This is a genomic window from Nonomuraea sp. NPDC049714 (assembly GCF_044465295.1).
Taxonomy (GTDB): domain Bacteria; phylum Actinomycetota; class Actinomycetes; order Streptosporangiales; family Streptosporangiaceae; genus Nonomuraea.
Window position 1 is genome coordinate 336,217 of record NZ_JBITLM010000005.1, and the last position, 12,869, is coordinate 349,085.

Genomic DNA, 12,869 nt, shown 5'->3' on the forward strand with positions numbered 1-12,869 from the left:
GGGGTGGTCAGCCGATCTCGCGGGTGAACCCGGGCGGCATCACCACGTCGCCGGGCACCAGGTCGTGCACGGACGCGCGGCCGAGCCCCAGCAGCGCCGAGTCGATCCCGTCGCGCAGGACGTCCAGCACGTTCTCCACGCCCGCCTGCCCGTTGGCCGCCAGCCCCCACAGGGAGGCCCGGCCGATCAGCACCGCCCGCGCGCCCAGCGCGACCGCCTTGACCACGTCGCCGCCGCGTCGTACGCCGCCGTCCATCAGCACCTCGATCTCGTGGCCGACCGCGTCCGCGATGCCCGGCAGCAGCCGGATCGCGGCGGGGGTGCCGTCGAGGTTGTTGCCGCCGTGGTTGGAGACCGAGATCGCGGTGGCCCCGAGGTCCACCGCCCGGCGGGCGTCGTCGAGGCGGCCGATGCCCTTGAGCATGAACGGCCCGCCCCACTGCTCGCGCATCCACCGTACGTCCTGCCAGCTCGGCGGCGGTGTCCGCATCCACTCGCCGTACGCGCCGAAGAACGTCGGGGCCGGCCGGCCGGGCTCGGCCACATTGGGGACGGTCAGATCGGGCAGCCGGCCGGATTTGGCGAAGCCGAGCAGCCACCGCGGCCGCGTCAGCGTCTGCGGCGCGAACCGGGCCATCGCCTTCAGGTCCAGTTTGTCCGGGATCCATGGGCTACCCCAGTCCCTGCCGTGGGAGAACGTCCAGTCCAGGGTGACGATCAGCCCCTTGACCCCGGCGTCGCGGGCCCGCTCCATGTGCCCGGCCATGGACTCCTTGCCGCCCATCCAGTACATCTGGAAGAAGGTCCGCGGGTTGGCCGCCACGACCTCCTCCACGGGCTTGCTCGCGAAGTTGCTCAGCCCCATGACGGTGTCGCGCGACGCGGCGGCGCGCGCCACCGCCACCTCGCCATCAGGGTGTACGGCCTGCACCCCGGTGGGCGAGATGAGCACCGGCATCGAGAGCTGCTGACCCATCACCGTGGTGGCCAGGTCCCGCTTGGCAGGCAGGTCGGCCACGTGCGGCGCGAAGCCGAGTTCGGCGAACGCGGCCAGGTTGTCGCGGTAGGTCCGGCCCCTTTCCGAGCCGGCGAGCAGCGCCGAGTACACCGACTTCGGCAGCCGGCGCCGGGCCCTGCGCTGCGCCTCCGCCACGGTCTCGAACCACGCGTTCGCCATGGAACCTCTCTCCTAGCCGGACGTGTTTCCTAGCCGAACGTTTCCCGGCCGAACGTTTCCCGGCCGAACGTTTCCCGGCCGGACGTGGGGAACCCGGCCAGCGGGCTCTGCGCGCACGCGCTCACGGGCGGGGCGGCAGGGGTGAGCCGGCTGGGCCGGCGTCCGATGGTCACCGGGACGGGACGGGTGCGGTGGGAGTGGTCCTGGCTGGGTCTGGGCGCCGTACGGCCGGGGGCGGCGAGCGCGCCTTCGGCGTGTCCCTGGACGCATTCGGGATCGGGGCCGTCCAGCGGCAGTCCGGTGAAGAACTTGGCCGCCATGCACCCGCCCCGGCAGGAGTCGTAGAAGTCGCAGCCGGAGCAGGCGCCGCCGGTCTGGGGCGACCGCAGCTCCTTGAACAGCTCCGACTCGCGCCACACGGTGGCGAAGTCGCCGCCGGTGAGCACGTTGCCGGCGTGGAAGCGGTCATGGATGGCGAACGGGCACGCGTACACGTCGCCGACGGGATCGATCAGGCAGACGACCCGGCCCGCCCCGCACAGGTTGAGCCCTGGCAGGGACTCGCCGTAGCCGGCCAGGTGGAAGAACGAGTCGCCGGTGAGCACGTCCTCGCCCGCCCGCAGCAGCCACTCGTACAGCTCGCGCTGCTGGGCGGCCGTCGGGTGCAGCTCGTCCCACACGTCGGCGCCACGGCCCGACGGGCGCAGCCGGGTGAGCCGGAGGGTCGCTCCCCTGACGTCCGCGATGGCCTTGAACGCGTCGAGCTGGCCGATGTTCTCCCGGGTCATGACCACGGACAGCTTGGCGTTCTGGAACCCGGCCTCGGCGAGGTTGTCCAGCGCGCGCAGCGCCGTGTCGTACGATCCCGCGCCACGCACCCGGTCGTTGACCTCGGCCGTCGCGCCGTCGAGCGACACCTGTACGTCCACGTAGTCGGTGTCCGCCAGGAAGCGGGCGCGTTCCGGCGTGAGGCGTACGCCGTTGGTGGAGAACTTCACGCCGACCTTCTGGCTGACGGCGTACTCCAGCAGTTCCCAGAAGTCGGGCCGCACGGTCGGCTCGCCACCGCCGATGTTGACGTAGAAGACCTGCATGTCGCGCAGCTCGTCGATCACCGCCTTGCACTGCTCGGTGGTGAGCTCATCGGGGTCACGGCGGCCGGACGACGACAGGCAGTGCACGCATGACAGGTTGCACGCGTAGGTGAGCTCCCAGGTCAGGCAGATGGGCGCGGCCAGGCCGCGCTCGAACCGCCCGACCAGGGCTCCGCTCGTCGCCGCGCCCTTCACCGGGGTGGGCGCCGGTGGCGGCACGGCTCCCGTACGTGATCTGATCATGTCGGTGGCAGCCAGGCCGCGCAGGGCCTCGGCGTAGGCGGGCCAGTGCGCGGCCGGGACTCCGGCGTGCGCCAGCGCGGCGCGGGCGTCGGGCTGGTCGGCGAGAGCGCGGACGACCGAGACGAGCTCGGTGCGTTTGAGGAAGGTCAGGCGCCGGTTGCCGAAGTGGTAGGCCATCGCCCCGAAGGTCTCCGGCCGCAGGGCGACGCTGGGGGAGAGCTCCCAGGCCTGGTCGAGCGGGCTCGTCATGTCCGCGCGCCGGTTAGTAGACGCCGCACATGCCGTCGATGGAGACCTCTTCCAGCAGCGCTTCTTCGGTGAGTTCGTCCGTCTCGGCGGTGATGATCGTCTCGTCCATGATCACTCCTCGGTCGGGGGCGGCGCAATTGCGGCACCGAGTGCATTAACTACTTAATGACACCGAGGGCCAAAAAGGAAGGCCCTGTTTGGAGTACCTTCTGGTGATGGTGAGCAGCCGACCGAAGCAGACGCAGAGGCAGGCGCAGAGGCAGGCGCCCGGCCGCCGCCCCGCCACCGACCTCGGCGCGATCGAGCGGGCGGCGTTCCGGCTGTTCGCCGTCCGAGGCTTCGAGGACACCACCGTGGACGCCATCGCCGAGGCGGCGGGCATCGGCAGACGGACGCTGTTCCGCTACTACCCGTCCAAGAACGACATCCCCTGGGGCCAGTTCGAGGCCGGCCTCGCCCACCTGCGCGAGTTCCTGCGGGCCACGCCCCTGGACGTCCCGGTCCACCGGGCGGTGCACCAGGCGGTGCTCGACTTCAACCACCTGGACGACGACGCGATCCCCCAGCACCGCGAGCGCATGCGCCTGCTGCTCACCACCCCCGCGCTGCAGGCGCACTCCGCCCTGAAGTACGCCGCGTGGCGCGGCGTGATCGCCGACTACACCGCCGAGAGGTACGGCCTGTCCCCCACCGACCTGCTGCCCCGGACGGTGGGGCACGTGAGCCTGGGGATGGCGCTGTCCGCGTACGAGCAGTGGCTCGACAGCGAGGACGCCTCCCTCCCCCTGCTCCTGGACGCCGCCCTCGCCGGCCTCCGCCACCACCTGTGCGAGAAGCCCGCCTAACGTCGGGCGCCTCGCAGCTGGGCCATCCCCCGGACAAGGAGCAGGCCGGGCGGGATCGCCAGCACCAGCCCCGCCGCGCACAGGAGGACGACGTCGGTGCCCAGCAGGGTGGTCAGGGGGCCGGTCAGCGCCTGGCCGAAGGGCATGAGGCCGAAGGTGCTGAGCCAGGCCAGCGAGGTGATCCGCCCGATCAGGTGGTCGGGCACCTCCCGGTACATCGCGACGTCCCAGGTGAGGGCGTACGTCTCGACGCCGAAGCCGGCCACCAGGTAGCAGCAGAGGAGCACTCCGACGGAGGGGGCGTACAGCAGGCCCAGCGGGACCAGGGCGTACAGGGACATCGACCACATCGCCACGACCCCAGGCCGCCTCGGCTGCCAGGTCATCATGGTGACGCTGCTGATCAGGCCGCCGGCGCCGTAGCACGCGAGTGCCGTGCCGTACGCCGTGTAGGAGCCGAAGGTGTCGCGGCTCAGCAGCGGCAGCAGGACCTGGCTCGGGGCGATCACGAACATGAGGCTGATGGGCGAGAAGAGGAGAAGCGCCGTCAGCCACGGCCGGCGCCCCGCGTCAGCGACTCCCGCCCACGCCTCCTTCAGCACCGACCGGCGGGCCGCCGGGGTCCACGCCGGCTCCCGCACCTGGCGGAACGCGGCGGCGCTGCCCGCGAAGACGAGCCCCGCCAGCAGGTAGGGGAGGATGTCGAGGCCGCTCGCCAGCATGGTGCCGATCACCGGTCCGGCGATGACGCCCACCCGGGTGCAGATGTTGACCAGGGCCCGGCCGGACACCCGCTGGTCCTCGGCCAGTGTGCTCGCCAGCATGGCGTTGAAGGCCGGCCGGATGAACGACTCCGCCGCGCCGACCGCGAAGAGGACCGCGGCCAGCGACCAGGCGGACGGGTGGCCCATGAGGAGCAGGACCGGGACGATCGCCGCCGCGGCGTCGACGCCCAGCATGATCACCAGGATCCGCCGTCGCGGCAGGCGGTCGGACCAGACGCCTCCCACCAGGAGCAGGCTCAACGACGCGATGCCCTTGGCGGCGAGCACGACCCCCACCGTGGCCGCGTCGCCTCCGGCGTCGAGCAGCGAGACGGTGACGGCGACCACGAGGATCTGCTCGCCCAGCACGAACCCGATCTGCGCCAGGGCGAGCAGTCGGAAGGCGGGATTCCGGAACGCGGTGAGATCGATTCTCGGGGGCATCGGATCCACGGTCTCAGCCCGCGCCATATGGGACAAATGACGTAGCCCGTACACGCCAGAGGCCCTGCGCCGGTGCCGTCATCGGCCGCATCCGCCGCGCCGCCGCTACTCCATACCGTCGAACCAGGTCAACACGCTCACCGTCGCCCCAGCGCCGGTCCAAGGGAGGACACATGCTCGACGGCAGAGTTGCCGTGGTCACCGGATCGGGCCGGGGGCTGGGCCGCTCCTACGCTCGCGCGCTCGCCGCCGCGGGCGCGTCGGTCGTGGTCAACGACCTGGACGGCGACGTCGCCGAGGAGACGGTCAGGACGATCGCCGACGCGGGCGGCGCCGCGGTGGCCGTGGTCGGCGCGGTGGGCAGCGCGGAGCTGGCCGACACGCTGGTACGACGCGCCGTCGACGAGTTCGGCAGGCTCGACGTCATGGTCACCAACGCGGGCGCGCTGCGGGACAAGACGTTGCGCAACACCACCGACGACGATTTCGACCTGGTCGTGAACAGCCACCTGCGCGGCACCTTCACCTGCGGCCGGGCGGCCGCGGCACGGTTCAGGGAGCAGGGCGAGGGCGGCCGGCTGATCCTGGTGGGGTCGCCCGCCGGCCAGCGGGCCAGCTTCGGGCAGACCGCGTACTCCGCCTCCAAGGGCGCGATCGTGGCGATGATGCGGACCTGGGCCGTCGAGCACGCCAAGATCGGCGTGACGGTCAACGCGATCGTCCCCACCGCCCTGACCCGGATGGTCGCGACCATCCCCGGCCTGGCGGACCTGGTGGCCAAGGTCGACGCCGGTGAGGCCGTCCCCGAGGCGGCCAGGCGCCAGGGCCTCGGCTCGCCCGACGACGTCGCCCCCGTCATCGTCTACCTCGCCTCCAAGCTGTCGGACGCGGTCACCGGCCAGGCCATCGCCGCCGGCGGCGACCGGATCGCCCTGTGGACCCATCCGGGCGAGGTGGACGAGCAGTTCCAGGCCGGCGGGTGGAGCCCGCAGTCCGTCAGCGACCTGTTCGCCGGCCCGTACGCCGGGCGGCTGCAGGACTTCAAGCCGGCCCCGCTCGACCTCGGAGGTTTCTGACATGGCGGCCATCATCGTCAACGGCGTCGAGGGCGTCCGCTCGCTGCCGATCGGGGAGCCCCTCGGGCAGAGCGACCTGTACGAGGTCACCCAGGAGGCGGTCAACCAGTTCGCCGACGCCACGGGTGACCACCAGTGGATCCACGTCGACCCCGAACGCGCCAAGGACGGCCCCTTCGGCGGCCCGATCGCGCACGGCTATCTCACGCTGTCCCTGGTCCCCCGGCTCCTCCCGGAGATCATGAAGCTGACGGGCTTCAGCCTGGCCATCAACTACGGCTGCGAGAAGGTCCGGTTCCCCTCGCCGGTCCCCGTCGGGAGCAAGCTGCGCGCCACCGCGACTCTGGACAACGTCGCCGACGTCACCGGCGGGGTGCAGCTCACCATCACCATGGTCTTCACCGTCGAGGACGCGCCCAAGCCGGCGTGCGTCGCGACCATCCTGCTCCGCCAGATCGTCTGACGACAGCCCTCTCCAACGCCACGGCACGGCCCGCGAGTCCGCAGAGACTCGCGGGCCGGCCCATTTCCCGAGCGTTGAAGACTTCATGACATCCGCGTGAACGTCGGCTGTCCACGTTTGCCCCCGCCCTGGTGAGAACCCCCCATACCAAGGGTTCACACCTTTCCGCACACGCCTTCCATCCGTGGTCACGACCCGTTTTCCGTCTGTTCACCTTGTGCCGTTTGTATCGGGGTGAAGCAAAGAACAGCTCTTACTACGGAGAAGGACGCACACCGTGACCAGTGGACAGCGCCGCCTCAGCGCGGCGGCGACGGCCGCCATCGTTGTGGCTCTTTCCGCCGCATGTGGCGGCACCAACACCACTCCGCCGGCCGGGGACGGCACCGCCAGCGCGACCGCCTCCCAGGGCGCGGGGGCCGAACTGAGCGGCCAGGTCAAGGCAGATGGCTCCAGCACAGTAGCCCCCTTGACGAGCGCCGCGGCCGAGTTCTTCGCCGAAGAGCAGCCCAAGATCAACGTGACGGTCGGCACCTCCGGCACCGGTGGCGGCTTCGAGAAGTTCTGCAACGGCGAGACCGACATCTCTGACGCCTCCCGTCCGATCAAGGACGAGGAGAAGGCCGCGTGCGAGGCCAAGGGTGTCAAGTTCACCGAGCTGACCGTCGCGACCGACGCCCTCACGGTGGTCGTGAACAAGGAGAACACCTGGGCATCCTGCCTCACCACCGACCAGCTCAAGAAGATGTGGGAGCCGGCGGCCGAGGGCAAGGTCATGACCTGGAAGCGGGTCGACCCCAAGTTCCCGGACGAGCCCCTGAAGCTGTTCGGCGCGGGCACCGACTCGGGCACCTTCGACTACTTCACCGATGAGATCAACGGCGAAGAGGGCGCGAGCCGCAAGGACTACAGCCCCAGCGAGGACGACAACGTCACCGTCCAGGGCGTCACCGGCTCCAAGGGCGGCCTCGGCTACTTCGGGTTCACCTACTTCGAGGAGAACGCCGACAAGCTGAAGGCCGTCGAGATCGACTCCGGCGACGGCTGTGTCGCGCCGAGCGTCGAGGCCGCGCAGAACGGCACCTACACGCCGCTGGCCAGGCCGCTGTTCATCTACCCCTCCGCCGCGATCACCAAGAAGCCCGAGGGCGTCGCGTTCCTCGACTTCTACGTCGGCAACATCAGCAAGATCGCGACCGACGCGAAGTACATCCCGCTCAACCCTGAGCAGGAGGCCAAGCTGAAGTCCGACTACGCCGCCCTGAAGACGCAGGGCTGATGGCCACCCCGCCCTCCGCGACCGCACCAGGGACCTCACCGTCCCTGGCGCGGTCGCGCCCGCGTTACGGCGAGCAGGTCATCAAGGTCGTGCTCCTGGTGGCCTCCCTGGTCTCCGTCGCCACGACCGTCGGCATCGTGGTGTCCCTCCTGGAGCCCACCCTCAGGTTCTTCGGCGAGATCAGCCCGGTGGAGTTCTTCACCTCCACCAACTGGGGCCCGCTGTTCGAGCCGCCGGGCTACGGCGTGCTGCCGCTGGTCAGCGCGACCCTCATCACCACGGGCATCGCCGTCGTCGTGGCCGTGCCGCTGGGCCTCGGCGCCGCCATCTACCTGTCGGAGTACGCCAGGCCGCGCGTCAGGCAGATCTGCAAGCCCGTCCTCGAGGTGCTCGCGGGCATCCCGACCGTGGTCTTCGGCTTCTTCGCGCTGAGCTTCGTCACCCCGCTGCTCCGCAGCGTCCTCCCGTTCGAGATCGAGATCTTCAACGCGCTCTGCGCCGGTCTCGTCGTCGGCTTCATGATCATCCCGATCGTGGCCTCGCTCTCCGAGGACGCGATGACGGCGGTGCCCCGGGCGCTGCGCGAGGGATCGTTCGCCCTGGGCGCGTCCAAGATGACCACCTCGGTGCGGGTCGTGCTGCCCGCCGCCTTCTCCGGCATCGTGGCGGCCGTCATCCTGGCGGTCTCCCGTGGCGCGGGCGAGACGATGATCGTCTACATCGCCGGGGGCGGTCAGCCCAACTTCACCTTCGACCTCGGCAAGGCGATGCAGACCATGGCCGCGTTCATCGCGCAGGCCGGGTCCGGAGACGTGCCGATCGGCACCGTCGACTACAACACCATCTTCGCGGTCGGATCACTGCTGTTCGTGATGACGTTCGCGATGAACTACGTCAGCGCCCGCCTTGTGCGCAGGTATCGTGAGGTGTACGAGTAATGGCCGTTCTCTCGACACCACGCTCGGCCGTACAACTGGCGAGCAAGGGCCAGCCGATCAGGGAGCACCTGTTCAGGACCGCTCTGATCGCGAGCCTGGGCATCGCCTTCGTCTTCCTGATCGCGCTGCTCTCCTACGTCCTCCTTGAGGGCTGGCCGAGGATCGACTCCCGCCTCTGGGAGAACATGCCGTCGGTCCGCAACCCGGACATCGCCGGAGCCCAGTCGGCCATCACCGGCACCCTCTGGGTCATCTCCCTGACCGCCGTCCTCACCCTGCCGACCGGCATCGCCGCGGCGATCTACCTGGAGGAGTACGCCGACAAGACCCGCTGGTGGAACCGGGTCATCGAGCTGAACATCCAGAACCTCGCCGCGATCCCCTCGATCGTCTACGGCATCCTGGGCCTGGGCATCATCGCCCGGACGTTCGGCCTGGGATTCAGCGTGATCACCGCGTCGATCACCCTCGGCCTGCTCGTCCTGCCCATCGTGATCATCGCCTCCCGTGAGGCGATCCGCGCGGTCCCGCCGTCCATCCGGGAGGGCTCGCTCGCTCTCGGCGCGACGCAGTGGCAGACGATCTCCCGGCAGGTGCTGCCCGCCTCGATCCCCGGCATCGCGACCGGCTCGATCCTGGCGCTCTCCCGCGCGATCGGCGAGGCCGCCCCGCTGCTCATGCTGGGCGCGGTGTCCTTCATCCGCTTCAACCCGGACGGCGTCTTCGCCAGCTACACCGTCCTGCCGATCCAGATCTTCAACTGGATCTCCCAGTCGCGCGAGGGCTTCCACACTCTGGCCTCGGCGGCGATCGTGATCCTGCTGCTGATCCTGCTGCTGATGAACTCTGTCGCCATCTGGCTCCGTAACCGCTACCAGAAGCGCTGGTAAGGGAAGACAATGACTGAAACAGGAACGTCCATTCCGAACGTCGTGGTCCGTGGGCCCAAGGCCCCTGGCAACACCGAAGCCCTCGACCCGGTCTTCACCGTCTCCGACCTCAGTGTCTTCTACGGCGAGTACGAAGCCGTGCGCCAGGTCGACATGTCCATCGGCAATCGCGAGATCACCGCGATGATCGGCCCCTCCGGCTGCGGCAAGAGCACGGTGCTGCGCTGCTTCAACCGGATGAACGACCTCATCCCCGGCGCCCGCGCCGCCGGCAAGATCCTTTACCACGGCGAGGACCTCTACGGCGACCACGTCGACCCGATCGAGGTGCGGCGGCGCATCGGCATGGTCTTCCAGAAGCCGAACCCGTTCCCCAAGTCGATCTACGACAACATCGCCTACGGCCCCCGGGTCAACGGCACCAAGGGCAAGATGGACGACCTGGTCGAGCAGGCGCTCACCCAGGCCGCGCTCTGGGACGAGGTCAAGGACAAGCTCAAGCAGAACGCCCTGTCGCTGTCCGGTGGCCAGCAGCAGCGTCTGTGCATCGCGCGCGCGATCGCGGTCAAGCCCGAGGTCATCCTGATGGACGAGCCCTGCTCGGCCCTCGACCCGATCGCCACCACCAAGATCGAAGACCTGATGCAGGAGCTGGCGCGCGACTACACGATCGTGATCGTCACGCACAACATGCAGCAGGCCGCCCGCGTCTCCAACCGCACCGCCTTCTTCACGGCCGATGTCGACGACAACGGTGAGCGGCACGGCCGCCTGGTGGAGTTCGACGAGACCAGCCGTATCTTCACGAACCCGACAGACCAGCGCACGGAGGACTACATCACCGGGCGCTTCGGGTGACCCGACTCAGAGGAGGACCCGGGTGATCCAGCCGCAGGCAACACTCGACGGGGGCGAGGACGCCCGAGGCGGTGAAAGCCTGACACGGGCGCGTCAAGGGGCGCCCACCACAGCGTCCGCTGTGCCCATGCTGCTGGTGGCCGACCCGGACACGTCCGGCGTGCAGAGACTCTCGGACGCGCTGGGGCGGGAGGGCGTGGGCGTCACCGGCGTGTCCGACGGCGCTCAGGCCCTCCTCCAGGCCGGTGCCCTGCGGCCGGACGTCGTGCTGGTGAGCGCCTCGCTGCCGCTCATCGGCGCGGTGGACTTCATCAAGGCCATCCGCGCCAGCCGGCCGATGCCGGTGCTGCTGGGCGTGGGCGAGGGACATGCGGAGCTGGCCGTCCAGGCGCTGGCGGCGGGGGCGACCGCCTGCGTGGCCATGCCCTACCGGCTGCACGAGCTCCTGCCGCTGGTCCAGGCCACCGCGTCCGGTGAGGCCAACGGCAACAGGGTCATCATGGTGGGCAACGTCGAGCTCGACATCAACGCCTACCAGGTCCGGGTCGACGGCGAAGTGGTGCACCTGCCGCTGCGCGAGTTCGAGCTGCTGCACTACCTGATGCGCAACCTCGACCGGACGGTCACGCGTGAGCAGATCATGCGGCACGTCTGGCAGGCCTCGGGGGACAACGTCGCGACCAACACGATCGCCGTGCACGTCAAGCGACTGCGGGCGCGCCTCGGGGACACCGACGACACCGTGATCCAGACGGTCCGCGGGGTGGGCTACCGACTGGCCGCTCCGCGCCTGGATCCGCGCGGTGGTCAGCCCTGAGCGTGCTCCTGGACGACGCTCTTGGCCCAGGACACTTCCAGCTTGCCCGTCGGCGTTCTGCGCAGCGCGGACATGAGCACGATGGTGCGGGGGACCTTGTAGCCGGCCAGGCCCCGGCGTACCCACTCCTGGAGGTCCTTCTCCGTCAGGGTGCCGTCCGGCGTGGCGACCACCGCCGAGACGCGCTCACCCCAGGTGTCGTCCGGAGCCCCCACCACGATGGCGTCGGTCACCGCCGGATGGGTGAGCAGCGCGTTCTCGACCTCCTGGGGGAACACCTTCTCCCCGCCCGTGTTGATCACGCCGGAGCCACGGCCGAGGAACCGGATCGCCCCGTCCGCCTCCACCTCCACGAGGTCACCCGGGATGGCGTAGCGGACCCCGTCGATCACCCGGAACGTGGCCGCGGTCTTGGTGGTGTCCTTGTAATAGCCCAGCGGCATCGGCCCGGAGTAGCCGAGCATGCCCGTCTCCCCACTGCCGGGGACGACCTCGGTGTCCTCGGAGGAGATGACCTTGGTCGCGGGCACCGGGAAGAACCGGCCCGGCAGGTCGTCGACCGAGGAGGTGATGGCGAAGGCGAACGGCCCGCCCTCGCTGGAGGCGATCGCGTCAATGATCGTGACATCGGTGCGTTCGTGCAGGGCCTGCTTGAGCCGGTCGCTGAGAGCCGTACCGGAGCTGAGCACCGACCGAAGCGGCCCGAGGTCATGCGGCCGGCCGGCCTGCTCGGCCGCGACGAGCTCGGTGACGAGCGGCTGGCACACGGCGTTCCCGGCCACGATGATCGTGCTGGCCCGCTGTTCGGCGACGGTCTCCCAGATGTGCCGCGCGTCGAAGCCGCCCTGGCGCGCGGTGATGACCCGGCCGCCGACGAGCAGGGCGCCCATCGAGTTGAACAGGCCCGTGCCGTGCATGAGCGGGACCGCCGGCATCGTCGCGGGCGCCCGGCCCTCCGTCCGCGCGCGCACCGCGATCTCCACCGCCTCGTCGAGCGTCTCGGGCAGTGCCGGCACACCGAGCGGATGGAAGATCGCCACCGCGATCGAGTGCAGGAGGTCTCCCTGGCGCCAGATGACGCCCTTCGGCTTGCCCGTGGTGCCGCCGGTGTACATGAACAGCTGGTCGGAGCTCGGCCGCGGCTCGGCGGGCCGGGGCTCGGTCCCGGCGAGGAGGTCGTTCAGCTCGATCGCCTCGGGGTCGGCTCCCTCGCCGGCGGCGCCGACCCGGACGAGCAGCCGCAGCGTGGACACCGTCCGCGCGGCGTGCGCGACGTTGGCGGCGAGCTCGCCGCTGAAGACGACCGCCGCCGCGTCGGCGTCCTCCAGCACCGAGGACAGCTCCTCCCCGGTGTAGCGGTAGTTCGCGTTGACCGGCACGGCGCCGATCTTGAACGCGGCGAAGACGGTCTCCAGGTACGGCGCGCCGTTGTACAGGTAGCAGGCCACCTTGTCACCCGGCCCGACCCCGGCCCGGACCAGCGCCGTGGCCAGCCGTGCGGCACGGTCGTCGAACTCGGCGTAGGTGTAGTCGCGTCCCGGCTCGGAGACGGCCACGGCGTCGGGGAGGCTACGGGCAACGGCCTCCCAGATCGTGCCGAAGGAGACGTTCATCAGATCAGTCCCTTCTCTCGCTCTCGGCCCACCGCATCGGCCCGTCCTCGCCACACGGTAGGCGCGGGCGCCCCTCGGGACACGACCCCAAAGACTGGCCCTCTCCTCGCAGGATGACC

The 12,869-nt window shown here is 70.2% G+C and carries 13 protein-coding genes; 8 read left to right on the forward strand and 5 right to left on the reverse strand.

The features are described 5' to 3' along the window. Nucleotides 1-7 precede the first annotated feature (7 nt). Genes mftD through mftA form a run of 3 tightly spaced genes read right to left on the reverse strand, consistent with a single transcriptional unit; the run spans nt 8 to nt 2,872 of the window. Nucleotides 8-1,177, reverse strand: coding sequence for a pre-mycofactocin synthase MftD (gene mftD / locus ACIBQX_RS22255; RefSeq protein WP_397007349.1), 1,170 nt, complete (start codon nt 1,175-1,177; stop codon nt 8-10). Between the two features lie 29 nt (nt 1,178-1,206). After that, nucleotides 1,207-2,763, reverse strand: coding sequence for a mycofactocin radical SAM maturase (gene mftC / locus ACIBQX_RS22260; protein WP_397007351.1), 1,557 nt, complete (start codon nt 2,761-2,763; stop codon nt 1,207-1,209). A gap of 13 nt (nt 2,764-2,776) precedes the next feature. Next, nucleotides 2,777-2,872 (reverse strand): mycofactocin precursor MftA, encoded by a 96-nt coding sequence (mftA, locus tag ACIBQX_RS22265; RefSeq protein WP_397007353.1) that lies wholly within the window; start codon nt 2,870-2,872, stop codon nt 2,777-2,779. A 106-nt stretch (nt 2,873-2,978) separates the two neighbouring features. Here mftA and mftR point away from each other — a divergent pair, with 106 nt between their 5' ends. Continuing rightward, on the forward strand, nt 2,979-3,608 hold the full coding sequence (mftR, locus tag ACIBQX_RS22270; protein WP_397007355.1) for a mycofactocin system transcriptional regulator: 630 nt from the start codon (nt 2,979-2,981) through the stop codon (nt 3,606-3,608). Here mftR and ACIBQX_RS22275 read toward each other — a convergent pair. Next, a complete protein-coding gene (locus ACIBQX_RS22275; protein ID WP_397007357.1) occupies nt 3,605-4,816 on the reverse strand; it encodes an MFS transporter in 1,212 nt (403 codons plus the stop codon). The two genes, mftR and ACIBQX_RS22275, sit on opposite strands and share 4 nt — an antisense overlap. 173 nt (nt 4,817-4,989) lie before the next feature. On the opposite strand from ACIBQX_RS22275, the gene ACIBQX_RS22280 reads away from it, so the two are divergent. The 7 genes from ACIBQX_RS22280 (at nt 4,990) to ACIBQX_RS22310 (ending at nt 11,137) form a co-directional block, all read left to right on the forward strand. Beyond that, complete coding sequence (locus ACIBQX_RS22280; RefSeq protein WP_397007359.1) at nt 4,990-5,892, forward strand: SDR family NAD(P)-dependent oxidoreductase; 903 nt, start codon at nt 4,990-4,992, stop codon at nt 5,890-5,892. A 1-nt stretch (nt 5,893) separates the two neighbouring features. Continuing rightward, the gene (locus ACIBQX_RS22285) at nt 5,894-6,355 is read left to right on the forward strand and encodes a MaoC family dehydratase (RefSeq protein WP_397007361.1); all 462 of its coding nucleotides are present in this window, start codon (nt 5,894-5,896) and stop codon (nt 6,353-6,355) included. Nucleotides 6,356-6,632: 277 nt separating this feature from the next. Further along, nucleotides 6,633-7,634 carry a PstS family phosphate ABC transporter substrate-binding protein gene (locus ACIBQX_RS22290; protein WP_397007363.1) on the forward strand — a complete coding sequence of 334 codons (1,002 nt, stop codon included), beginning with the start codon at nt 6,633-6,635 and terminating at the stop codon, nt 7,632-7,634. Next, nucleotides 7,634-8,572, forward strand: coding sequence for a phosphate ABC transporter permease subunit PstC (pstC, locus tag ACIBQX_RS22295; RefSeq protein WP_397007365.1), 939 nt, complete (start codon nt 7,634-7,636; stop codon nt 8,570-8,572). Before ACIBQX_RS22290 ends, pstC begins: the two co-directional genes overlap by 1 nt. Further along, nucleotides 8,572-9,462: a phosphate ABC transporter permease PstA gene (gene pstA, locus ACIBQX_RS22300; RefSeq protein WP_397007367.1), complete on the forward strand. Its 891-nt coding sequence runs from the start codon at nt 8,572-8,574 to the stop codon at nt 9,460-9,462. Before pstC ends, pstA begins: the two co-directional genes overlap by 1 nt. Before the next feature lie 9 nt (nt 9,463-9,471). Beyond that, nucleotides 9,472-10,320, forward strand: coding sequence for a phosphate ABC transporter ATP-binding protein PstB (gene pstB / locus ACIBQX_RS22305; RefSeq protein ID WP_397007369.1), 849 nt, complete (start codon nt 9,472-9,474; stop codon nt 10,318-10,320). A 127-nt stretch (nt 10,321-10,447) separates the two neighbouring features. Continuing rightward, the gene (locus tag ACIBQX_RS22310; RefSeq protein ID WP_397007840.1) at nt 10,448-11,137 is read left to right on the forward strand and encodes a response regulator transcription factor; all 690 of its coding nucleotides are present in this window, start codon (nt 10,448-10,450) and stop codon (nt 11,135-11,137) included. Here the strand turns inward: ACIBQX_RS22310 and ACIBQX_RS22315 are convergent. Then, entirely contained in the window at nt 11,128-12,750 is a 1,623-nt protein-coding gene (locus ACIBQX_RS22315) for an AMP-binding protein (RefSeq protein ID WP_397007371.1), read from the reverse strand. The genes ACIBQX_RS22310 and ACIBQX_RS22315 overlap by 10 nt on opposite strands. Between the last annotated feature and the right edge of the window lie 119 nt (nt 12,751-12,869).